The sequence below is a fragment of the Roseovarius sp. MBR-79 genome (genome assembly GCF_053628555.1).
This window is the reverse complement of the sequence record NZ_JBRJGP010000003.1, coordinates 270,624-293,949: the sequence shown is the minus strand read 5'-3', so window position 1 is coordinate 293,949 and position 23,326 is coordinate 270,624. Positions and strand designations below refer to the sequence as shown.

Sequence of the window (23,326 nt, the reverse complement as noted above, 5' to 3'; positions counted from 1 at the left end):
CGCCCTCCATTCAAGGTAGGACAATCGAATCATGCAACGCAAAACCCGTCAAGCGCTCCGCGAAAACCAAACCTGAAGATGTGTGCATCCCCTAGCGCCTGCGCGGGGGTGACGGGGCGCGGGAGGAGAGGCGCGCCGTCAGCCGCGCATCCGCTCCGATTTCGGGTCATACATCGGCCGCAGGCTCGCCTCGGCCCGCACGCGGGCACCCGCCACGTCGATCTCGTAGCATGACGCCAGCACCTCATCCGTGCTCTCGCCGGGACACGGCACATATCCCATGCCGATGGCCGCGCCGAGGTGATGACCGTAAGCGCCGGAACTCAGATACCCCACGATCTCACCGTCCCGCAGCAGCGGCTCGTTGTGATAGAGCATCGGCGCAGGCTCGGTCAGGCGGAATTGCAGCAGGCGCCGGGCCAGCCCAGCCTCGCGCTTGGCCAGCACCGCCGCGCGTCCGATGAAATCGGGCTTGGAGGTCTTGACGGCAAAGCCCAGCCCCGCCTCCAGCACGTGATCCTCGCAGGTGATGTCATGGCCGAAATGGCGAAAACCCTTTTCGATCCGGCAGCTGTCCATCGCGTGCATCCCGCAGAGCGTCAGGCCGTGATCCGCGCCCGCCTCCCACAGCACCTCGAAGACATGGCCGCACATGTCGGCGCTGACGTAGATCTCCCAACCAAGCTCGCCCACGTAAGACACGCGATGCGCCCGCGCCAGCCCCATGCCGATCTCGATCTCGCGTGCATGCCCGAACGGGTGGGACTCGTTGGAAAAGTCATCCGGCGACACCGCGCGCATCAGATCGCGCGCCTTTGGCCCCATCACCGCCAGCACGCCCTCACTTGCGGTCACATCGGTGATCACGACCATCCGCCCGACCGAATGACGCCGCAACCACGTCTCATCGGCCAGCCGGGTGGCGGCGGGGGTGACGACCAGATAGGCGGTCTCGGAAAGGCGCGTGACGGTCACATCCGCCTCGATGCCACCCTTGGCGTTCAAAAACTGCGTATAGACGATCCGGCCCACCGGCACCGCCATATCCGCCCCGCAGACATGGTTGAGAAACGCCTCCGCCCCCGGCCCCTCGACCCGCAGCTTGCCGAAGCTCGACATGTCATACATGCCCACGCCCTGCCGGATCGCCCGCACCTCGGCCCCGGCATTCTCGAACCAGTTCTGCCGCTTCCACGAATACCGATACGCCCGTTCCTGACCCGGCGCGGCATACCAGTTGGCCCGCTCCCAGCCCGCCAATTCGCCCATGACTGCCCCGCGTTGCAGCAATTGCGCGTGAAACGGCGTGCGCCGCACGCCGCGCGCGGTGGCCTTTTGCCGGTAGGGGTAGTGATCGGCATAGAGCAGGCCGAGCGTCTCCTTCGAGCGCTCGAACAAATACCGCCGGTTGCCCTGAAAGGGCTGCATCCGGGCAATATCCACATCGCCCAGATCAAAGGGCTTTTCGCCGCTGTCCATCCACTGCGACAGCGCATGCCCTGCGCCCCCCGCCGATTGAATGCCGATGGAGTTGAACCCGGCGGCGACCCAGACATTGTCCATCTCGGGGCACAGGCCAAGGTGATAGGCATCATCGGGGGTAAAGCTTTCGGGGCCGTTAAAGAACGTGTGAATTCCCGCCTCCGCCAGCATCGGCATCCGGTTCACTGCCGCTTCCAGTATCGGCTCGAAATGATCGAAATCTTCCGGCAACTGATCGAATTCGAAGCTCTCGGGGATACCGTTCATGCCCCAGGGCTTGGAGACCGGCTCGAACGCGCCGAGCATGATCTTGCCCGCATCCTCCTTGTAATAGGCGCATTCATCGGGCACGCGCAGCACCGGCAATTGGGTGAGCCCTGCAATCGGTTCGGACACGATATAGAAATGCTCGCAGGCATGGAGCGGCACGTTGGTGCCCGCCATGCGCCCCACCTCGTGCCCCCACATGCCCGCGCAATTCACGACATGCTCGCAGGCGATATGGCCGCTTGTGCCATCCTCGCCCTGCCAGTCGACGCCGGTGATGCGACGGCCCTGCCGCGTCATGCCCGTTACCTTGACCCGCTCCTGAACCCGCGCGCCGCGCATCCGCGCGCCCTTGGCCAGTGCCAGCGCGATATTGGCGGGATCGGCCTGCCCGTCGGTGGGTAGCCAGACGCCCCCCGTCACGCCATCAAGGTTCAGATGCGGGTAGCGCGCGCCGATCTCGGTGGGGCTGAGTTCTTCCACCGGCACGCCGAAAGCGCGGGCCATCGCGGCGCTGCGCTTCAACTCCTCCAGCCGCTCGCCCGTCAGCGCCGCCGAGATCGAGCCCACCTGCCGGAAGCCGGTGGCGACGCCGGTCTCGGCCTCCAGCCCGGTGTAAAGCTCTGCCGAATACCGCGCGAGGCGGGTCATGTTGGCGCTGGCGCGAAGCTGCCCGATCAATCCGGCGGCGTGCCATGTGGTGCCCGAGGTCAGTTGCTTGCGCTCCAGCAAGACCACATCGGACCAGCCGAGTTTGGTCAGGTGGTAAGCCACCGAACAGCCCACCACGCCACCGCCGATGATGACCACGCGGGCGTGGGTTGGAAGATCGCTCATTGGGTCGCTCCTGTCAGGGGGCGGAGCGAGGGGCCAGCCCCTCGCGCTCCCCGGGATATTTTGGGCAAGATGAAGGGATCAGACGATGTCATGCCCCGCCTCGCGGATGCGGCGCGCCAGTTCCGCGATGTGGGTGGGGCCGACCTCGCAGCAGCCGCCGACGATACTGGCCCCTTGCGCGATCCAGCCCATGGCGTGATCGGCATAGGCGGCGGGGGTGAGGTCGTGGCGCGCTGTGAGTGCATCGACAGTGGGCGCATCGGTGAGAAATCCCTCGGTGATCCGGGTGAAGCCGTTGGCATAGGCCCCGAAGGGCAGGCCAAAGCCGCGCAGGCGTTCAAGCGCGGGGGCGACCGATTCGGGCCGCGTGCAGTTGATGAGCAGCGCGTCGGGCCGGTGTTCGGCCAGAAGCGGTGCCAGCGCGCCCACAGGCTCGCCCGAGCGCAGGCGGGTGCCGTCCTCGTCCATCACCGAAACGGCGAGCCAGACCGGGCAGGCGGTGCGGCTCGCGGCCAGCAGCGCGCCGCGCGCCTGATCGACCGAGGACATGGTCTCGAAGAGCAGGAGGTCCACATGCGGCGCGAGAAGGGCCACCGGTTCGGCGTAGATTTCGGCGGCCTCAGGGCTGGGCGGGCAGAGATCGGGGCGGTAGGAGGCGACAAGCGGGCCGATGGTTCCGGCGATGCGGCCCGAACCATGCGCCTCGCGCGCGCCGCGCGCTGCGGCGAGTGCGGTCTCGGTCAGGTCTGCCAGACGGTCGGCGATCCCGGCGCGCGCCAGACGGTCGGGCAGCACGGCATAGGTGTTGGTCGACGCTAGGGTCGCCCCGGCGGCGAAATAGGCGTCATGGACCTGCCGCACCAGATCGGGGTGGTCGATCATCGCCTGCGTGGACCAGAGCGGCGTGGGCCGGTCGCCCGCGCGTTTCACCAGTTCCTGCCCGATAGAACCGTCGAGGAGGGTGATGTTGCTCATGCGCGCAGTCTTTCGTTTTGCGGATCCCAGACGGGCGCGTCGGGCTGCACCGTGGCCGCGAACCGTTCCCCGTAAATCTCGACCTCAAGCCGCGTGCCGGGGGTGGCGAGATCGGCGCGCAGCATGCCCAAGGCAAGCGAGGCATTGACCCGGTAGCCCCAAGCGCCCGAGGTGGTTTCACCCACGATCCGGCCCTCATGCCAGAGGGTGGACATGTAAGGCGCATCCGCCGCCCCCGCCTCGACGATCAGCGTGACGAAGCGTTTGGCCACGCCGCGCTGCCTCTCTGCCAGAAGGGCCGCCTTGCCCGGAAACTCCTGCGGCTTGTCGAATTTCACGAAGCGATCCAGCCCGCCTTCCAGCATGGAATAATCGGTTGAAAGATCGCCTTTCCACGCGCGATAGCCCTTCTCGATGCGCAAGGAATTCAGCGCCCACATGCCGAAGGGTTTCGCTCCGGCGGCCAGAATGGCCTCGTAAATGGCCGGTATATCGGCGTTTTCCGCGTGGACCTCCCAGCCGAGTTCGCCTGCGAAAGAAACCCGCAACAGCGCCGCCCAGCGCCCGGCCACCTGTGTCTCTTGATAGCTGAGCCAGGGCAGGTGCAGGTTGGCATCGGTCAGGGGGGCAAGGATGTCACGCGACGCGGGGCCGGTGACGATCAGGGTCGACATCCGGTCGGTCCAATCCTCCAGCGTGAACGTGGCCGCCTCGGGCATGTGCCGCTCGAGCCATTCGCGGTCGTGCCATTGCGCGGTGGCGGCGGTGACCAGCACGAACAGATCCTCGGCCTCGCACGTCACCGACATCTCGGTGACGATGCGGCCCCGGTCATCGGCGAAATACACCAGCCCCACGCGCCCGACCTTGGGCAAGGCCCCCGTGACCAGCCCGCGCAGCCAGTCATCGGCGCCCGGTCCCTTCACCTTGAAGCGCGAGAACCCCGGCAGGTCGAGCACGCCGCAATGATCGCGCACCGCCTCGCATTCTTGCCTGATGCGCGGCTCCCACGGTCCCGCGCGGTCCCAGGTCTGCGTCGCGGCCTCGGATGTGTCGTCACCCGGATGCGCGAACCAGTTGGCACGTTCCCAGCCGTTATAGGCGCCCATCTGCCCGCCAAGCGCCTTGATGCGGTCATGCAGGGGCGACAGCTTGCGATCGGGTGCGGCAGGCCAGCGATGCCACGGGAAATGCATGGCATATTCGTGGCCGTAAACCTCCATCCCCTTTTGCACGCAATAGTCGTGATCGGTGTAATCGGTGTAGCGGCGCGGGTCACACGACCACATATCCCATTCCGTCGCGCCCTCGGTGATCCATTCCGCCAGCACCTTGCCCGCGCCGCCGCCCTGCGCAATCCCGAAGGTAAAGACACAAGCCTCGAACGCATTGGGCACGCCAGGCATGGGGCCCAAGAGCGGCATCCCGTCGGGGGCGTAGGGAATGGGGCCGTTGATCACCTTGCTGATCCCGGCGGTGCCCAGAAGCGGCACGCGCTCCATCGCGTCGGTCACGATCTCCTCGATCCGGTCGATATCCTCCTGCCAGAGCTGAAAGCTGAAATCCTCGGGCATAGGATCAGACGGGTCCACCCAATGCGCGCGGCAGCGCGGCTCGTAAGGACCCAGATTGAAGCCGTGCTTTTCCTGCCGCAGGTAATAGGACACATCGACATCGCGCAGAAGCGGCAGCTTGTGGCCCACCTCGCGCGACCAGGCCTCGATCTCGGGGATTTCCTCGGATAGCAGGTATTGATGGCTCATCACCATCATCGGCACCCGCCGCCCGCCATGGGGGATGAACCAGTCTCCGACGCGCTGCGCATAATAGCCTGCGGCATTGACCACGATTTCGCAGCGGATATCGCCCTTGGCGGTCTCGACGATCCATTCGCCGTTTTCGCGCCGCACGCCCGTGGCGGGACAGAAGCGCAGCACCTTTGCCCCCATCTCGCGCGCACCCTTGGCCAGGGCCTGCGTCAGTTGCGCCGGGTCGATATCGCCGTCGTTGGGGTCGTAAAGCGCGCCCTTGAGGTCATGCGTCTCGATGAAGGGATAGCGCGCCTTGATTTCCTCCACCCCGAGGATCTCCAGATCCATCCCCTGATACTTGCCCATGCCGCGCGCGCGGGCGAATTCCTGCATCCGTTCCTTACTATGCGCCAGACGGATCGAGCCGGTCTGGTGGTAATTCATCGGGTAATCCACCTCCGCCCCCAGCCGCGCGTAAAGCTCGGTGGAATAGCGCTGCATGTTCATCACCGACCAGCTTGTGGAAAACGTGGGCACATTGCCCGCCGCGTGCCATGTGCTGCCAGCGGTCAATTCGTTCTTTTCCAGCAGAACGCAATCGGTCCACCCGGCCTTGGCCAGATGGTAGAGGCACGACGCCCCCACCGCGCCGCCGCCGATGACCACGACCCGCGCGGTTGTTGGTATCTCGGCCATGTCTTGCCTCCCTCAGCCCTTCTGCGGCACGCCGTCCGCGATGTTGTAATAATCACCCTTGTCCTTGACAAAGATGTGCTTCTCGAGCCGCAGCCCGGTCGGTGCCTCCAGCGCACCCAGCGCGAAACTCATCGTGTCCTCGGCATCCGCCGCCCAGAACAGGAACGACCCGCAGCGCGGACAAAAGCCGCGCTTTGCCGTCGCGCTCGCAGCATACCAGTTCACTGTTCCACAAATACTCAAATCCGACCGCGCCACATAGGCCGACGCCCAGGTATGGCCCGACTGCTTGCGGCATTGCCCGCAATGGCACACGCTCGGCCCTTGCGGTGTCGATCTCACCGTGAATGTCACATCCCCGCACAGACACGCCCCCGTCAGCATCATCCCCTCCCCGGTGTTGCGGCGCTGCCCAGGGCCACGCCGTAGATCACGAAGGCGGCGGCCATGATGCGCCGTAGCCAGACGTTGACCACCGCCCCCAAGGCCGCGCGCCCAAGCCCCGCGCCAAGCGCGGTAAAGCCGGTGTAGCTCATCGCGGTGATCGTGAGCGCGGTGGGAAAGATCACCCACATCTGCGCGCCGATCGGCACATCCGGTTGCACGAATTGCGAGAACGCCGCCAGATAGCCCGCAACGCTCTTGGGATTGATCGTGGCAATCGCCAGCGCCCGCCAATAGACTGATCCGCCGGGTCGCTCATCGGCCCTGACGGGCCGCCGCGCCAGTATCCAGCCTCGCACGCCGAGATAGATCAGGAACCCCGCCCCGATCAGCTTGGCCACCTGAAACGCCACCGGCGAGGCGGCAATCAGCGCCGTCACCCCAGCCGCCGACAGGCTCAGGAACAGCGTCGCCTGCGTCAGGATCGCCAACACCCCCCACAGGCTGCGCCGAAATCCGAGGGTCATGCCATTGGTGATGCAATTGACCGCATTCGGCCCCGGCGTGGTGACAAACACCACCCAGAAGAGCGCAAACACGGTCCATGCCTGATAGCTCATGCGCGCGCCCTCAATAGACCGGCGGGGCGATCACCCAGATCGCCACGCAAGCCGTGTCATAGGGGTTGGACCAGCAATAGGGTTCGCCGCGAAAGCGAAAGCTGTCGCCGGGGCCTACGGTAAACCGCTGGTTTCCGATCTTCAGGTCAAGCCGTCCGGAGACGATATAGCCCACCTCCTGTGTCGGCCGCTGCGCCGGACGCTGCATCTTCGAGCCGGGGCGAAAGGTCGAATGGATCACCTCGAAATCGTCGGTCAGATCGGGCGAGAGCAATTCCTCGATCAGCCCCTCCTCACCCGAGCCCATGGGCCGCCGCGCGCCTGCCCGCACCACATAGCCCTGTTCGCCCACAGGCGCGCTTGCATGTCCGAACAGAAGCGACATCGGCACGCCCAGCACCTCGGCCACCTGCCGCAGATCGCTGATCGACGGTTCCGACAGATCGCGCTCGACCTGAGACAACCAGCCAACCGACCGCCCCAGCCGCGCCGCCAGCGCCGCCAAGGTCAGGCCGCGCGCCTTGCGCAGCGCGCGCAGATCGGCACCAAGGCTGCCCGGCGTCTCGATGCGGTGCTCGTCCATATGCCCTCCGATGAAAAAAAGGCTAATTTTTTCATGCTGGCCCGTGTGTCGTGAAAACGCAAGCGGTTTTCGCGGTTTCGCGGATGACGGCCCTCGCGCGTCGTGCTAGGTGCGGGCCATGAGCCAGATGCCCTCCAAGGCGGAGATCCTGCAATGGATTTCCGACCACCCGACCCTCACCTCCAAACGCGACATCGCCAAGGCCTTTGGCATCAAGGGCGCGTCGCGGATCGACCTCAAGCGCGTCCTGCGCGAGCTTGAATCCGAAGGGCATCTGGAAAAGCGCAAGAAAACCTACCGCGACCCCGACCGCCTTCCGCCTGTAAGCGTGCTGCAAATCTCGGGTCAGACGCCCGATGGCGAGTTGCTGGCGCGCCCCCTCGAATGGCATGGCGAGGGGGTGGAGCCGGTCGTGCTGATGCTGCCGCGCGCCGCCGATCCGGCCATGGCCAAGGGGGACCGCATCCTTGCCAAATTGCAGGAAGTGCGCGGCGAGGCGCATCATTACGAGGCGCGGCTGATCCGGCGCATCGGCACCAACCCCCGAAAAGTGCTGGGTATTTTTCGCAAGAGCACGGAGGGCGGGCGCATCCTGCCCATCGACAAGGGCGAGGGACGCGAATGGCTTGTGGCCGCCGAGGCGACCGGCGGCGCGAAAGACGGCGAGTTGGTCGAGGCCGAACAGGCGGGGCCGGCAGGGCGGATGGGCCTGCCGCGCGCGCGGGTGCTTGACCGGCTGGGCGACCCCTCTGCGCCGCGCGCCGTCTCGCTCATCGCCATTCATCAGCACGGCATCCCGGATGAGTTTCCCGACGCGGTGATCGCCGAGGCCGACGCGATGAAACCCGCCGGGTTGAAGGGCCGCGAGGACCTGCGCGACCTGCCGCTCATCACCATCGACCCCTGGGATGCGCGCGACCACGACGACGCGGTTCACGCCCATGCCGATGATGACCCCGAGAACCCCGGCGGCCATGTGATCTGGGTCGCCATCGCCGATGTCGCCCATTACGTGCGCCCCGGCTCCCCGCTCGATACCGAGGCGAAAAAGCGGGGCAATTCCAGCTATTTCCCTGACCGCGTGGTGCCGATGTTGCCCGACCGGCTGTCGGGCGATCTGTGCTCGCTGCACGAGGGCGTGCCGCGCCCCTGCCTTGCCGTGCGCATGCAGATTGATGCCACGGGCGAGAAGATCAACCATCGCTTTGTGCGCGGGTTGATGCGCTCTGCCGCGTCGCTGACCTATGAAGAGGTGCAGGCGGCGATGGACGGAGCGGCCGGCGACAAGGCCGGTCCGCTGCTTGATCCGGTGATCCGCCCGCTCTATGCCGCCTATGCCGCCCTCCGGGAGGCGCGCCGCCGCCGCGCGCCGCTCGATCTCGACCTGCCCGAGCGCAAGGTGGTGCTGAGCGAGGCCGGAGAGGTCACGTCGGTGCGCTTTGCCGAACGGCTCGACGCGCATCGGCTGATCGAGGACTGCATGGTGCTCGCCAACGTCGCCGCCGCCGAGACGCTGATCGCGCGGAAGACACCGCTCCTCTTTCGTGTCCACGAAGAGCCCGCCCCCGAAAAGCTCGACGCGCTTCGCGAGGTGGCGCAGGCGGCGGGGCTGGTGCTGGCCAAGGGGCAGGTGCTGCGCACCGCGCATCTCAACGCGCTTCTGCACGCGGCCCGCGGCACCGATCATGCCGAGATCATCAACATGTCCACCCTGCGCTCGATGACGCAGGCCTATTACGCGCCGCAGAACCTCGGCCATTTCGGTCTCGCACTGCGGGCCTATGCGCATTTCACCTCGCCGATCCGGCGCTATGCCGATCTGGTGGTGCATCGCGCTCTTGTCGCCGCCCATGGCTGGGGCAAGGACGGCCTCGGCGCCGAGGAAATCGAGCGGCTGGAGCAGACCGCGCAGCACATTTCGGACACCGAGCGGCGTTCCATGATGGCCGAGCGCGACACCAATGACCGCTACCTCGCCGCCTTTCTCTCGGAACGTCTGGGCGAGGAATTCACCGGGCGGATCAGCGGAATCGCGCGGTTCGGCGTGTTCGTGAAGCTGGACGAGACCGGGGCGGACGGCCTTGTCCCGATGCGCGCCCTGGGGCACGAATATTTCCATTTCGACCACAATAGCGGCACGCTCATGGGGGCCGAGACGGGCCGGGTGATCGCCCTTGGCCAGCGGGTCACGGTGCGCCTGGCCGAGGCGGCACCGGTCTCGGGGGGGCTCGCCTTCGATCTTGTGGAACTCGACGGCGTGCATATGCCGCGCGGCCCGTCGAAATCGCGCGGCAAGCCGCCCCGCCGCAAGCTTGCCACCGCCCGCGCCAAGGCCGCCAAGCTCAAGCGCAAGGCGGCCCGCAAGCGCGTGTGACGCTTACACCGCCGCCAGCAGCACCGCGAGATAGGCCGCATAGGCCAGCACCATCACCGCCCCCTCGCGCCGCCCGACCCGCCAGCCGGTGCGGGCAAAGAGCAGCATGACCACCGTCGCGCCCAGCATCACCCAGATATCGACCCCGGCGATACCCGGCGGCACGGCAAGCGGTTGAACCAGTGCCGTCACCCCGAGAATCCCGAGGATGTTGAAAATGTTGCTGCCCACGATATTGCCGAAGGCGACATCGCCATGGCCCTTGCGCGCAGCAATGACCGAGGTGACAAGCTCGGGCATGGAGGTGCCGATGGCGACGATGGTCAGGCCGATCACCGCCTCGGACATGCCAAGCCGCGCGGCCAGCTCGATCGCACCCGTCACGAGGAACTTCGCGCCGATCAATGTTGCGGCCAGCCCCGCCAGCAGGATCAGCGCCGCGCGCCCGGTGCCGAGCCGCACCTGTGGCACGCTCTCGGCCTCATGCGCATACATCGCGGCGGCGGCACTCTGGCGGCGACGCTCGAACAGCACGGTGGCCAGCAGATAGGCCAGAAGTGCCACGACAAACCCCGCGCCAACCCCGCGACCAATCCCGCCCGACAGGGCCACGGCGACAAAGCCGAGCGTCGCGGCAAGCATCACAACCCCGTCGCGGCGAAGGGCCTCGGGGGCCACCACCACCGGCGCGATCAGCGCGGCCAGCCCGAGGATCAGCAGGATATTGCCGATATTGCTGCCGACGATATTGCCGACCGCGATGCCGGGCGATCCGGCAAAGGCCGCCTGAAGGCTTGTCACCAGTTCGGGCGTCGAGGTGCCGAAACCCACCAGCGTCAGCCCGATGATGAGGGGCGAGATGCCAAAGCCCCGCGCCAGCGTGACAGCCCCCCGCACCAAGAGGTCCCCGCCGATCACCAGACCGACCAATCCGCCCAGAATGTACAGGATATCCACCGCTGTCCCCTTGATGGGCCGCATCCCTCTCGGGCACGGTAACGCCTGATATGGGCCGCTCCCCGCCCCCGGTTCAAGGTCGCGGCAAAGATAATTCCGGCGCGGGCGGGATTGCTTTCGAAACGGAAACAATCGCGCTATCATGGCGCAAATGACCGGCAAGCGGAGGCAGGGCAATGCGGGCAGGACTGATCGGGGTTACGGGGCTTTTTCTCGCATTTGGCGGGGCGGCGCAGGCCACCTTGGCAGAATCGCCACGCCCGCAGATGCGGCCCGGCTCCGGGGTGATCGTGGCGGCGGCCGTGGTCGCGGTGGATGGCCCCGTGCGCAGCCTGCGGCCGCAGGCGCGCCCCGAGGGCGCGGAGCGGGTGGTGCTGGCGAGCGGGAATGCGAATTTCGATCGGTGGATAAACGGGTTCCGGGGCCGCGCCCTCTCTCAGGGGATCAGCGCGCGCGTGTTCGACCGCGCGTTTCAGGGCGTGCGGTATGACCCCGAGGTGGTGGCCAAGGACCGCAACCAGTCCGAATTCAAGCGCGAGATCTGGGATTATCTCGACAGCGCAGCATCGCCTGTGCGGGTCGAGAACGGGCAAAAGGCCCTGCGCCAGCACCGCCGCGCGCTGGAGCGGATCGAGGCGCATTACGGCGTTGAAAAAGAGGTGGTTGCCGCCGTCTGGGGCATGGAGAGCACATATGGCGAGCGTCTGGGTGATCTTCCGCTCATTCAGTCCATGGCGACGCTGGCCTTTGACGGGCGGCGCGGGGCCTTCTTCGAAAAACAGCTCGTCGCCGCGCTGCAAATCCTGCAATCGGGCGATGTGACGCCGGAGAACATGAAAGGCTCCTGGGCCGGGGCCATGGGACATACCCAGTTCATGCCGACATCCTACCTCGCCTACGCGGTGGATTTCACCGGCGACGGCAAGCGCGACATCTGGTCGGACGATCCCACCGACGCGCTCGCCTCCACTGCCGCCTATCTCAAGCGGTTCGGCTGGCGCAAGGGGATGCCCTGGGGGGTGGAGGTGCGGGTGCCGCGCGGCGCGTCCTTTGGCGAGGCAAAGCGGATGCCATCGGACTGGGCCGCGCGCGGCGTGACCGGGATGGACGGGCGGGCGGTGCGTGATTTTGGTGCGGCGCGTATCTTTCAGCCTGCGGGGGCGGCGGGGCCGTCCTTCATGGTCTTTGCCAATTTCGACGTGATCAAGCGCTACAACAATTCCAACGCCTATGCGCTCGGGGTTGGGCACCTCTCGGACAGGATCGGTGGCGGGCCGGAGATCAAGGCCGCCTGGCCGCGCGGCTACGACCCGCTCAGCTTTGACGAGCGCATGGAGATGCAGCGCCTGCTTCAGCGCAAGGGCTACGCCGTGGAAAAGATCGACGGCATCGTCGGGCCGAACACCGTCAACGCGATCCGCGCCTTCCAGCAGTCAAGGGGCGTGGCGCAGGACGGTTTGCCGTCGCAACAGCTTCTGGCGCTGTTGCGGCGGTCCTGAGGGGGCAGGGCCAACGATAACGGGTCCGGCTGCGTCTTTTTCAGAGGCATGGACAATCCCCACGCTTGAACGTGGTGGAAATTTACCACACCGTGTCGGCGCGACGGTTCGCAACAGGATCCGTAGCCGCCGGCGCGGCAAACCACGGTGGAAAGCATCATGAGCGGATTACTGGCCCTGTTCGACGATGTCGCGGCGATTGCCAAGCTGGCGGCGGCGCAACTCGACGATGTGGCCGCGCAGGCCGCCAAAGCCGGGAGCAAGGCTGCCGGTGTGGTCATCGACGATGCTGCCGTGACGCCGAAATACGTCACCGGCCTGCCCGCGGCGCGCGAATTGCCCATCGTCTGGAAAATCGCGCGGGGGTCGTTTTTCAACAAGCTGGTGATCCTGCTGCCTGCCGCGCTTCTGTTGCAGGCGTTCCTGCCCTGGATGCTGACGCCGCTTCTGATGATCGGCGGGGCCTATCTGTGTTTCGAGGGGGCCGAAAAGGTCTGGCACCTGATCGTGCCGCACAAGGATCACGGGCCGCAACAGGCGCAGACGCTGAGCGCGGCGCATCTGGAAGAGCAGCGGGTGAAAGGCGCGATCAAGACCGATTTCATCCTGTCTGCCGAGATCATGACCATCGCGCTGTCTCAGATCGAGATCGACAGTTTCTGGATACAGGCCGTGGTCCTCGCGGCGGTGGCCATTGGCATCACGGCGCTGGTTTACGGGGCGGTGGCCCTGCTGGTGAAGGCCGACGATCTGGGGATTTTCCTGACCCTGAAGGGGCGCTTCGCCCTGACCCGCGCCTTGGGGCACGGCATCGTCAAATCCATGCCCGCGGTGATGGGCGTGATCGCCACCATCGGCACCTTTGCCATGCTGTGGGTGGGCGGCAGCATCCTCGTGCACGGGCTGCACGATCTGGGCTGGCACCTGCCTTATGAGCAGATCAAGCACGCGGCGACGCTGGCGGCGGAGGCGGTCGTCTCGGCCAGGGGGCTGGTGAGATGGGCCGTGACCGCCGGGCTTGATGGCCTTGTCGGGTTGGCCGCCGGGCTGCTGCTGATCCCGGTTGTCACGCGCGCTGTCATTCCGGTTTCGGGCTGGTTGTTCCCGGAAAAGGCGTGATAACCTCGATGAATGTTATTCCTCGAACCGCCGCACCCTGTTTGAAACGCTGGTGAGATCCGGGAATCATTGGTCGGAGTGAGAGGATTCGAACCTCCGGCCCCTGCCTCCCGAAGACAGTGCTCTACCAGGCTGAGCTACACTCCGACCGTGAGACGGGCGCATATACCCCAGCCGGGGGCTTGGCAAGGGGGTTGGGTGGAGCGGCGCGTGATTTCTGTGGTTCAGGGGACAAGCCCCGCCGTGGCCATCAACCGCGCGGCTTCCTCCGCCAGAAGCCGCTCTTGCGCCGCGCCCGCCACCGGCACGCGCCCCGCCTCCAGAAAGAGCGGTGCGGCCAGCGGCGAGATGCGCGGCAGGCGGCGCAGGGTGATGCGCGGGCCGATGCGCGCCAGCATCTCCTCGATGCGGCCGAAATCGACAAGGCCGCGCATCGCCTCGGCCCGTGTGATCCGCAACAGAAGGTGGTCGGGGTCGTATTTCACCAGCGTGTCATAGAGGATATCCGACGAGACCGTCGCCTGCCGCCCGCTCTTGCGCGCGCCCGGACTGTTGCGCTGGATAAGGCCCGCGATGGTGGCCGAGGCGCGGAAAGTCCGCTTCATCACCGCGTTGCCCATGAGCCAGCTTTCCAGCCCCCCGCGCAGTCGGCCAGGGGCCAGAAGCGGCGCGGCCTCAATGAGCGGTTCCAGCCCCCAGATCAGCGTGGCGTAATCGGTGGCGACAAAGCCCATGGGTGCCAGCCCCTCGGCCTCCATCTCCTTGGTCAGCAAAAGCCCCAGCGTCTGCTGCGCGTTGCGCCCCGAGAAGCCGTAGACGCAGGCATGTTCGCGCCCCTCATGGGCAAAGCTCTCGATCAGAAGCCGCTCGCGCGCGGGCATCTCCGACACCTCGCGTTGCAGGTGCAGCCAATCGCGCACCGGCGCGGGCAGATCGGGCCAGTCGGGCCGGGCGAGCAGCGCAAGAATTCGGTCTGAAAGCTGGGTCGAGGTGGCGAATTTCGTGCCCATATAGGTGGCGATTTTCGGCGTGCGCCCCGGATCGCGGCTCACCTCCACCACCATCTCGCGCAAACCCTCGAACCGCACCACCTGACCGCCCATCAGGAAGGTGTCGCCGGGGCTGAGCGTGGCGGCAAAGCCCTCTTCGATCTCGCCCAAGGGCGCGCCGCCGCGCGCGCGCTTCATCCGCACCTTGAGCGTATCGGTATCCTGGATCGTGCCTATATTCATGCGGATAAGGCGGGCGCTGCGCGGGTCGCGCAATTGCCAGAGCCCGTCGGCGCGCTGTTGCAGGCGCTGCCAGCGGTCATAGGCGCGCAGAGCATAGCCCCCCGTGGCGCAGAACTCGAGACAGGCGTCGAAATCCGCGCGCGAGAGCGTGGCATATGGCCCCGCGCCGCGCACCTCCTCATAAAGCGCGCCCGCGTCAAAGGCCCCCGCACAGGCACGGATGAGGATGTGCTGGCACAGCACGTCAAGCGGCCCCGCCCCGCGCGGCGCGCCATCGAGATCATGCGCGCGCACCGCCTCGAGCGCGGCCAGACATTCCACCACCTCGAAGCGGTTGGCGGGCACCAGCCGCGCCTTGGAGGGTGCGTTATAGCGGTGATTGGCGCGCCCGATGCGCTGCACCAGCCGCTTGACGTTTTTCGGCGCGCCGATCTGGATCACGAGGTCCACGTCGCCCCAGTCAAGCCCCAGATCGAGGCTGCCGGTGCAGACGACCGCGCGCAAGGCACCCGCTGCCATCGCCGCCTCGACGCGGGCGCGCTGTTCGCGGTCAAGGCTGCCGTGGTGAATGGCGATGGGTAGCGCATCATCGTTGGCCAGCCACAGGTTGCGAAAGAATATCTCGGCCTGCGCGCGGGTGTTGTGAAAAACAAGCGTGGTGCGATGCGCGCGAATGGCGTCGAGCACGGCGGGGATCGCATGGGCCGCGCCGCCCCCGGCCCAGGGCGGGGCTGCGCCCACGTCGAGCATGGCGATATCCGGCTCGGGGCCGGGGGCGGCCTGAAGGATCGCGCAAGGCTCCGCCCCGTGACCGAGAAACCGCGCAAGTGCCGGCGGATCCTCGACCGTGGCCGACAGGCCCACGCGGCACAGGCCGGGGCAAAGCGCCTGAAGCCGGGAGAGCGCGAGCATCAGCTGATCGCCGCGCTTCGATTCGGCCAGCGCGTGGATTTCATCGACGATCACGCGGGTGAGGCCGCCGAAGATGCGTGGTGCGTCCTCATAGGACAGCAGAAGCGCAAGGCTTTCGGGCGTGGTGAGCAATATATGCGGCGGGTCGGCGCGCTGACGGCGCCTGACATGCGCGGAGGTGTCGCCGGTGCGGTCCTCGACGCGGATATCAAGGCCCATCTCGGCAATCGGGCCGGTCAGGTTGCGCCTGATATCGGCGGCGAGCGCCTTGAGCGGCGAGATATAGAGCGTGTGCAGCCCCGCGCGGGGCGTCTCGCAGAGATCAACCAGCGTCGGCAGGAACCCCGCCAGCGTCTTGCCGCCCCCGGTTGGCGCGATGATCAGCGTCGCGGGGTCATGCGCGCGCGCCAGCATTGCCGCCTGATGCGAATGCACCTGCCAGCCACGGGCGGCGAACCATCGGGAAATCGGGGCGGGCAGGGCGTTCATGCCGGCCAATCTAGGGCGCGGTGGCGCGGCGGGAAATGGGGACCGTCAGCGCGTCTCGTAAAGTTTCTTCGTCACCAGCCACGTGACCGGAACGGCGACGACAAAGCCGAGCGCGGCGGCGATCATGATGGGGTAAAGCGTATCGAACCCCATCACCAGCGCGGCGATGACGGCCGAGCCCGCAAGTGTGGAGCCGATGAAGAGATGCAGGATAAGGCCGAGGCGAAACATTGGGTCCTCCGTGTGCGCGACGTTCGGTAAACCATGGCGCAAACGGCATGAAGACCGCCTTGATCTGTGTCATGACAAGGGCGAGAGCAGGCACGCCCGTGGCCGCTCTCGCCCCGGCTGCGGGAGAGATCAGTTGATCCCGGGAACGGCCCTGGCCTCGACAAGTGTTGCCACCAGCGCGGCATGGCCGCCCGCCTCGTGCTCCTCGCCGGGGCGCGCGGCTCCTTCACTCTGGCCATCCTGCTGACCCGCGGTAGGATGGCCTCCATCCCGGAAGACCTTGGGCTCTGAAATGTGCGCCCCGGAAGAAAACCGCAAAAATGATCGAGGGGGAGATCCTGACAGACCTGAATGGGCGGGACTTTCACCACCGGTGACGGTCAGACCCTGACCTTGCGCAAATCCGTGCTATTCTCCTCGGGACAAGAGGAGATGTGCCATGATCCGGCTTGCCCTGACCCTGACCCTTTTCATCCTGACCACGCCCGCCTTCGCGCAGGACCGACGCCCGAGCCATTGCATTGCCGTGGCGGAGAATACGCCGGGGGTGGCGTATCTGCACAAGACCAGCTTTCGCGCGCCGCTGCCCGATTACACCGTGCGCATCCGCTATGTCAGCCATGCCAGTTTTCTCATCCTCGGGGGTGGGCTTTCTGCGGTGACGGATTACGCCGGCTTTTTGGGCAGTGCCGATTTCATCCCCGACATTGCCACCATGAACCACGCCCATTCCACCCATTTCACCGCCAACCCAGATCCGCGCATCCCGCATGTCCTGCCGGGCTGGGGCCCGTTCGGGGAGGGGGTCGAGCATCATCTTGACCTTGGCGCCATGCTGGTGCGCAACGTGCCGACCGATATCCGGCTGGGCGAGACCGGGCGCGAGCGCAATGGCAATTCGATCTTCGTTTTCGAGACGGAAGGGCTCTGTATCGCGCATCTTGGCCATCTGCATCACGAGCCCACGGACGAGCAATATGCCGCGATCGGGCGCATGGATGTGGTGATGGTGCCGGTCGATGGTGGCTATACCATGGCGGTGGACAGCATGATCAGCGTCATGCGTCGGGTAAAGGCCAGCGTCATCCTGCCGATGCACTGGTTTACCGACATGACGCTGGAGCGGTTCCTGCGCGGGATGGAAGATGAGGGGTTCGTGATCGAGCGCCCCGGCGCGAACGAGGTGGAGGTGTCGCTGCGGTCGCTGCCCGAGCGGCCCACCGTCATCGCGCTGCGCCCCGCCTGGCTGCGCGACAACGAATGATGATCACTCCGGGCGCGGCACGGCAACGAGGCCGAGGCTGCGCGCGGTCGAGAGCGCGAGCGTGTCGCTGTCGATGCCGAGCGGCACTTGATGGCGACGGATCGCGTCGCGGGTGGCGGGGTCGAGCGTGCCGGTCACGGGGCCGCGATACTCACCCCGCACCGCAAGCGCGCGCTGCACCGAGGAGATGAATTCGGGCGTCATGACATCGGGGCAGGGGGTTTCGATCCAGAGCACCTGACGCTCGTTGACGATCACCTGCCGTGTTTCCGTGGCATAGCGCGCAGGGGCTGTCATCCTGCCGTCCGGGCCATAGCTGGGCGGAGCAATTTCGATCTGTTCGGTCACGGTCTCGATCACCGCCGGGGCGACCTCCTTGCCCCAGCAGGTGCCGGGCGGCGCGCCGGGCGGGGCCGGGGCCAGGTCTGCGGGCGCACGGGGCGCGGGGCCCTGTGGCGCGCAGGCCGCAAGGGCGAGCGCGGCGAGGACGGGGAGGAGCAGGCGGGGCATGACGGGTTCGCGGCGCTCGATCTGGTTGCGCAGACCCTAGGCCGCGCGCGCCTTTGGGGCAAGCGGCACACGCGGGTGTCCGCTGATACAAACCCGTTACCGTTCCCTCATCCCGCTGTCACAGAGCGACACTATCACACCCGCAGCTTCATTCTCAAACCGGGTGGGATTTCCTATGGCCTATACGCTTCAACTGCTCCATGCGAGCGACCTTGAAGGCGGCGTTGCCGCACTCGAGAACGCGCCGAACTTTGCCGCGATCATCGATACGCTGGAAGACACGTTCGCCAATACGCTGCTGATCTCGGCGGGCGACAACTTCATTCCCGGACCGTTCTTCTCGACCGCCGCCGATCCGACGCTGGCCCCGGTGCTGAGCGATGCCTTCGTCCGGTTCGTAACCGAAGTGCAGGGGGTCGAACTGGGCGAGGTCAACGTGAACCTTGGTGCGGGCGTGGGCCGCGTGGACGTCATGATCATGAACGTGCTCGGCTTTGACGCCTCGGCGCTCGGCAATCACGAGTTCGATGCGGGCACCAACGCGCTTGGCGGTCTGATCAACGCTGCGGGCGGCGGCGGCACGATCGGCTGGGTCGGCGCGCTTTTTCCCTATCTGTCCTCGAATATCGACTTTTCCGGCGACGGGTCTCTCGGGCGGCTGTTCACCGACGAGATCCTCGATGCCGAGAGCTTTGCCGAATCGGTCGCTGACCTTGCGGCGCGCAATATCGGGCCGGCCATCGCGCCCGCGACCATCGTCGATGTGAATGGCGAGATGGTCGGGATCGTGGGCGCCACGACCCAGATCATCGAGAGCATTTCGTCAACCGGCGGCATTCAGGAAAGCACCGGCGGTGCGACCGACATGGCGGCACTCGCCGCCGCGATCCAGCCGCAGATCGACGCGCTGATCGCCGCAGGCGCGAACAAGATCATCCTGACCTCGCATCTTCAGCAGATCGCGCTGGAAAAGGAACTGGCCGGATTGCTCGACGGGGTGGACATCATCATCGCGGGCGGGTCGAGCACGCTTCAGGCGGATGCCGAGGACCGGCTGCGCGAGGGCGACACGGCGCGCGAGGGCTATCCGTTCCTGACCACCGACGCGGGTGGCAACCCGGTCGCCATCGTCTCGACCGATGAGGAATACAGCTATGTCGGGCGTCTGGTGGTCGAGTTCGACGACAACGGCGTGCTGATCGTCGAGTCGATCGACGCCGCCGTGTCGGGGGCCTTTGCCACCGATGCGCAGGGCGTGCTGGACGTGACCGGGGCCGCGACGCTGGAGGAGGCCATCGCGGGATCGGTCAAGGCCGATATCGTGCAGGACCTCACCACCGCCGTGGGGGCCATTGTCGAGGCCGCCGACGCGGTGATCTTCGGCAATCACGACGTGTTCCTTGACGGCCGCCGCGAGACGGTGCGCACCGAGGAGAGCAACCTTGGCAACCTGACCGCAGATGCCAATCTCGAGGCCGCGCGCGAGGCCGATGATACGGTCATGATCTCGTTCAAGAACGGTGGCGGTATCCGCGCCGAAATCGGCTCGTCGACCGATACCGGCACCGATGAAGGGGACGGGCAAATCTCGCTGCTCGATATCCAGAACTCGCTGCGGTTCGACAACCAGTTGATCATGGTGTCGCTGACGCCCGAGGGTCTTTTGATGATCCTCGAACACGGCGTGGCGGCAACCAATACCGCCGCAGGCGCGACGCCGGGCCGGTTCTTCCAGATCGGCGGCTTCCGCGTCAGCTTTGACGAGAGCGCACCGGCGCAGCGGCTTGTGACCGACGATACCGGTGCTTTCGTGGTCGATCCTGACACGGGCATGCCCGCGGTCGAGGTGGCGGGCGAGCGCATCCAGACAATCGCGCTCATTGACCCCGCGACCGGCGATGACATCGTGATCTACCGCGACGGGGCATTTACCGACGCCGCCCCCGAGAGCATCCGCATGGTCACGCTCGATTTCCTTGTCGAGCAGAACGGCGACGGCTACCCGTTCCGGGAACTGGCCACCGACATTTCCTATGTGACGCAGGATCGCGGCACCACCACCAACCCGGACGATCCGGCGATCCTGGGCGAGCAGGAAGCGCTTGCAGACTTCATGACCAACAATTTCTCGGACGGCGACAGCTTTGCCATGGCCGAGACCGATGTGGCCAACGATCTGCGCATCGTGCAGCTTGAGCGCAACGGCGGGATCGACCGCATCCTGCTCGACGAGACGGAAAACCGGCTCGATATCGAGATCGGCGCGGAATTCCTCAGTGGCGAGACCGAAACCTTTACCGGGGGCTCGGAAGTGGTCGCCGTCGAGGACGGGCGCGCCTATGTCACCAATGACGCGCAGGACGTGATCGACGTGTTTGACATGGCGACGGGCGAAAAGCTCGAGTCTTTCGACCTGACGCAGGTGGCGAATTTCGACAGCGTGCAGTCGGTGGCCGTGCAGGGCGGATTGATCGCGGCGGCAATTTCGGTGACACCTGCCGAGGCGAATGGCGTCGTGGCGATATTTGACACCGAGGGCAACCTGCTCAACACGGTCGAGGTGGGCAACCTGCCCGACATGCTGACCTTTACGCCTGACGGCACGCGCATCCTCGTGGCCAATGAGGGCGAGCCGACGGGCGGCGTCGATCCGCTGGGCGGGGTGTCGATCATCGACGTCTCGGGTGGTGCAGCGGATGCCACAGCGACCACGCTCGACTTCACCGCCTTCGACGGGCAGGAGGATGCTCTGCGCGAGGCGGGCGTGCTGATCGAGCCGGGCAAATCGGCCTCGGAGGACCTTGAGCCGGAATACATCACCGTCCTGCCGGGGGGCGAGACGGCCTGGATCGTGTTGCAGGAGGCCAATGCCTATGCGGTGCTGGATCTCACCACCAACACCGTGACCGAGATCCGCAGCTTTGGCCTGGTCGACCGGTCGGTGCCGGGCTTTGAGATCGACGCCTCGAACCGCGACAACGCGATCAACCTGCAAAACTACGACAACCTTTTCGGGATGCGTCAGCCCGATGCGATTACGGCGGTCGAGATCGGTGGGGAGACCTTCATCTTTACCGCCAACGAGGGTGACGCACGCGACGCGACCGAGGCGCGTGTCCGTAGCCTCGATCTCGATCCGACGGCCTTTCCGAACGCAGACCTGTTGCAGCTTGACGAGAATCTCGGACGGCTCAACGTGCGCACCGATATCGGCGACACCGACGGCGATGGCGATTTCGACCAGCTTTTCCATTACGGGTCGCGCTCGTTCACGATCTACAACGAGGCGGGCGAGATCGTCTATGACAGCGGCTCGCTCTTCTCGCAGCTCATCGCGGAAATCCGCCCGGACCTGTTCAACCAGTCCAACGGGGATTTTGACGGGCGTTCGGACGACAAGGGCGTGGAGCCGGAGGCCATCGCCGTGGGCGAGGTCGGCGGGCGCTATTATGTCTTTGTCGGGCTGGAGCGCGACAACGGCATCCTGATCTTCGACGTGACCGACCCGACCGCGCCGGTCTTCGAGCAGTATATCGACGCCGAGGCAAACGGGAACATCAGCCCCGAAACCATGCAGTTCATCCCCGCCGAGGAGAGCGCCACGGGCAATGCCCAATTGGTGGTGGCCTTCGAGGGCGATGGCAACACGGTGCTCTATGATCTCGACTTCGGGCGCGATCTGCTGCTTGAACCGGGCAGCGGTGTGGCGCTTGGCGGGCGCGCGGGTGATACGATCACCGGCAGCGGCGCGGCTGACACGATCTTCGGGCTTGATGGCGACGACAGCCTTGTGGGCGCGGGCGGGAATGATCTCATCGGCGGTGGTGTCGGCAACGACACGGTCGAGGGCGGTGCGGGCGATGACGACCTGTTCGGCGGCGCGGGCAATGACCTGCTCCGTGGCGGCGACGGCAACGATCTGCTGGGCGGCGGTGCGGGCAACGATACGCTCGACGGTGGCGCAGGCGCCGATCAGATCTGGGGCGCTGCGGGCGATGACAACCTGTCGGGCGGTGCCGGAGACGATACGCTGGGAGGTGCTGCCGATAACGACACGCTCGATGGTGGCGCGGGCGATGACGAGATGTGGGGCGGTCTGGGCGATGACAGTCTCATCGGCGGCGCGGACAACGACACGCTTGGTGGCTTTGACGGTGACGACACGCTGGATGGCGGCGACGGCGACGATCAGATCTGGGGCGCTGCGGGCGCGGACAGCCTGTCGGGCGGCGCGGGCAACGACATCCTCGGCGGCGGCACCGGGTCTGACACAATCGACGCCGGGACCGGGTCCGACACGATCTGGGGCGGCGCGGGTGCGGATGTGTTCGTGTTCTCCGGCGTCGCAGCGGGCGATCTTGATCTCGTGCAGGATTTCGAGGTCGGGCTTGACCGTATCCGCATCGAGACTGGCGGCGCAGCGCTCGATTTCGCGGCGCTTGGCCTTGCCGATGTCGGCGGCGTGGCCGAGTTCACGCTGGACGGGGCTACCGTGCGCCTTGTGGGCCTGACCGCCGCTGAAATCGGGGCAGACAGCTTCGACTTTGTCTGACACCTGCCAGCAATGAAAAAGCCCCCGGCCGCTCGTGCCGGGGGCTTTCTTGTTGGCGGCGCAGACGGATCAGGGTTTGTCGCCGATCTCGCCGGTGAGCGTGAACAGGCGCTTGGGCCCTTCCGCAGGTTCGATCTTGATCACGCCGACGCCGCGCTTGCCTTCGAACTGGCCGGTGCCGTTCACAAGTTCCCAGAACCCGTCATCGTGCAGTTCGGGCTTGTCCGCACCCTTCATGAACACGGCGCGCACGGTGAACTTGACGATGGCCACATCGCCGTTTTCCGCCTCGAAGCGCAGATAGCCGCGCGGGTCGCCGCCCATGGGGGGCTGAATGTCGTGCCAGCCGAATTCGGTGACCTTTGCCCCGGCAAGCGCACCCTCACCCTCGGAGACGCCCTCACGGCGCACGGCGAGGACGAAATGCGGCGTGCCGTCGCCCATCTCGAAACGCATCTGCTCCTGCGGGTCGAGAACGGTGGTGACGGAGACGGGGGCGGCGAGCGCGGCACTGCTGATGAGCATGAGGCCGGCGGCACCGAGAAACCTGTTGAATGGCATGTTGGATCACTCCCTGAAAACGCTGTCCGCC

General features: G+C 66.1%; 16 protein-coding genes and 1 tRNA gene. 5 read left to right on the top strand and 12 right to left on the bottom strand.

The annotated features are described in order from the left end of the window. Window positions 1–138: 138 nt before the first annotated feature. From ACSSV8_RS04870 to ACSSV8_RS04845, 6 genes are all read right to left on the bottom strand, one after another. Entirely contained in the window at window positions 139–2,586 is a 2,448-nt protein-coding gene (locus tag ACSSV8_RS04870) for a GcvT family protein (RefSeq protein ID WP_454281686.1), read from the bottom strand. A 78-nt stretch (window positions 2,587–2,664) separates the two neighbouring features. Then, on the bottom strand, window positions 2,665–3,561 hold the full coding sequence (locus ACSSV8_RS04865; protein ID WP_454281685.1) for a homocysteine S-methyltransferase family protein: 897 nt from the start codon (window positions 3,559–3,561) through the stop codon (window positions 2,665–2,667). Then, the gene (locus ACSSV8_RS04860; protein ID WP_454281684.1) at window positions 3,558–6,008 is read right to left on the bottom strand and encodes a GcvT family protein; all 2,451 of its coding nucleotides are present in this window, start codon (window positions 6,006–6,008) and stop codon (window positions 3,558–3,560) included. The genes ACSSV8_RS04865 and ACSSV8_RS04860 overlap by 4 nt, the downstream gene beginning before the upstream one ends. Window positions 6,009–6,020: 12 nt before the next feature. Next, on the bottom strand, window positions 6,021–6,392 hold the full coding sequence (locus ACSSV8_RS04855; RefSeq protein ID WP_354539135.1) for a GFA family protein: 372 nt from the start codon (window positions 6,390–6,392) through the stop codon (window positions 6,021–6,023). Further along, window positions 6,392–7,012 (bottom strand): LysE family translocator, encoded by a 621-nt coding sequence (locus tag ACSSV8_RS04850; protein WP_354539134.1) that lies wholly within the window; start codon window positions 7,010–7,012, stop codon window positions 6,392–6,394. Before ACSSV8_RS04850 ends, ACSSV8_RS04855 begins: the two co-directional genes overlap by 1 nt. Window positions 7,013–7,022: 10 nt before the next feature. Further along, window positions 7,023–7,595, bottom strand: coding sequence for a helix-turn-helix domain-containing protein (locus tag ACSSV8_RS04845; RefSeq protein ID WP_454281683.1), 573 nt, complete (start codon window positions 7,593–7,595; stop codon window positions 7,023–7,025). Window positions 7,596–7,713: 118 nt separating this feature from the next. Between ACSSV8_RS04845 and rnr the strand changes: the two genes are divergently transcribed. Beyond that, a complete protein-coding gene (rnr, locus tag ACSSV8_RS04840) occupies window positions 7,714–9,969 on the top strand; it encodes a ribonuclease R (RefSeq protein WP_454281682.1) in 2,256 nt (751 codons plus the stop codon). 3 nt (window positions 9,970–9,972) lie between these two features. Here the strand turns inward: rnr and ACSSV8_RS04835 are convergent, their stop codons facing one another. Further along, window positions 9,973–10,926 carry a calcium/sodium antiporter gene (locus ACSSV8_RS04835; protein WP_354539131.1) on the bottom strand — a complete coding sequence of 318 codons (954 nt, stop codon included), beginning with the start codon at window positions 10,924–10,926 and terminating at the stop codon, window positions 9,973–9,975. Between the two features lie 176 nt (window positions 10,927–11,102). Here ACSSV8_RS04835 and ACSSV8_RS04830 point away from each other — a divergent pair, with 176 nt between their 5' ends. After that, window positions 11,103–12,425, top strand: a complete 1,323-nt coding sequence (locus tag ACSSV8_RS04830) for a lytic murein transglycosylase (protein ID WP_454281681.1) — start codon at window positions 11,103–11,105, stop codon at window positions 12,423–12,425. 159 nt (window positions 12,426–12,584) lie between these two features. After that, complete coding sequence (locus tag ACSSV8_RS04825; protein ID WP_354539130.1) at window positions 12,585–13,544, top strand: DUF808 domain-containing protein; 960 nt, start codon at window positions 12,585–12,587, stop codon at window positions 13,542–13,544. A 70-nt stretch (window positions 13,545–13,614) separates the two neighbouring features. On the opposite strand, the gene ACSSV8_RS04820 is transcribed toward ACSSV8_RS04825, so the two are convergent. From ACSSV8_RS04820 to ACSSV8_RS04810, 3 genes are all read right to left on the bottom strand, one after another. Next, window positions 13,615–13,691: transfer RNA gene (locus ACSSV8_RS04820), tRNA-Pro, on the bottom strand. Window positions 13,692–13,768: 77 nt separating this feature from the next. After that, window positions 13,769–16,177: a ligase-associated DNA damage response DEXH box helicase gene (locus ACSSV8_RS04815; RefSeq protein WP_354539129.1), complete on the bottom strand. Its 2,409-nt coding sequence runs from the start codon at window positions 16,175–16,177 to the stop codon at window positions 13,769–13,771. A gap of 45 nt (window positions 16,178–16,222) precedes the next feature. Further along, the gene (locus ACSSV8_RS04810) at window positions 16,223–16,408 is read right to left on the bottom strand and encodes a CTP synthetase (protein WP_354539128.1); all 186 of its coding nucleotides are present in this window, start codon (window positions 16,406–16,408) and stop codon (window positions 16,223–16,225) included. A 439-nt stretch (window positions 16,409–16,847) separates the two neighbouring features. Between ACSSV8_RS04810 and ACSSV8_RS04805 the strand changes: the two genes are divergently transcribed. Further along, window positions 16,848–17,672, top strand: a complete 825-nt coding sequence (locus tag ACSSV8_RS04805; protein ID WP_454281680.1) for an MBL fold metallo-hydrolase — start codon at window positions 16,848–16,850, stop codon at window positions 17,670–17,672. Between the two features lie 3 nt (window positions 17,673–17,675). Here ACSSV8_RS04805 and ACSSV8_RS04800 read toward each other — a convergent pair whose 3' ends face one another. Further along, window positions 17,676–18,182 carry a peptidoglycan-binding domain-containing protein gene (locus ACSSV8_RS04800; RefSeq protein ID WP_454281679.1) on the bottom strand — a complete coding sequence of 169 codons (507 nt, stop codon included), beginning with the start codon at window positions 18,180–18,182 and terminating at the stop codon, window positions 17,676–17,678. 175 nt (window positions 18,183–18,357) lie between these two features. Between ACSSV8_RS04800 and ACSSV8_RS04795 the strand changes: the two genes are divergently transcribed. Then, complete coding sequence (locus tag ACSSV8_RS04795; RefSeq protein ID WP_454281678.1) at window positions 18,358–22,734, top strand: choice-of-anchor I family protein; 4,377 nt, start codon at window positions 18,358–18,360, stop codon at window positions 22,732–22,734. Between the two features lie 69 nt (window positions 22,735–22,803). On the opposite strand, the gene ACSSV8_RS04790 is transcribed toward ACSSV8_RS04795, so the two are convergent. Then, a complete protein-coding gene (locus ACSSV8_RS04790) occupies window positions 22,804–23,295 on the bottom strand; it encodes a hypothetical protein (protein ID WP_354539123.1) in 492 nt (163 codons plus the stop codon). Between the last annotated feature and the right edge of the window lie 31 nt (window positions 23,296–23,326).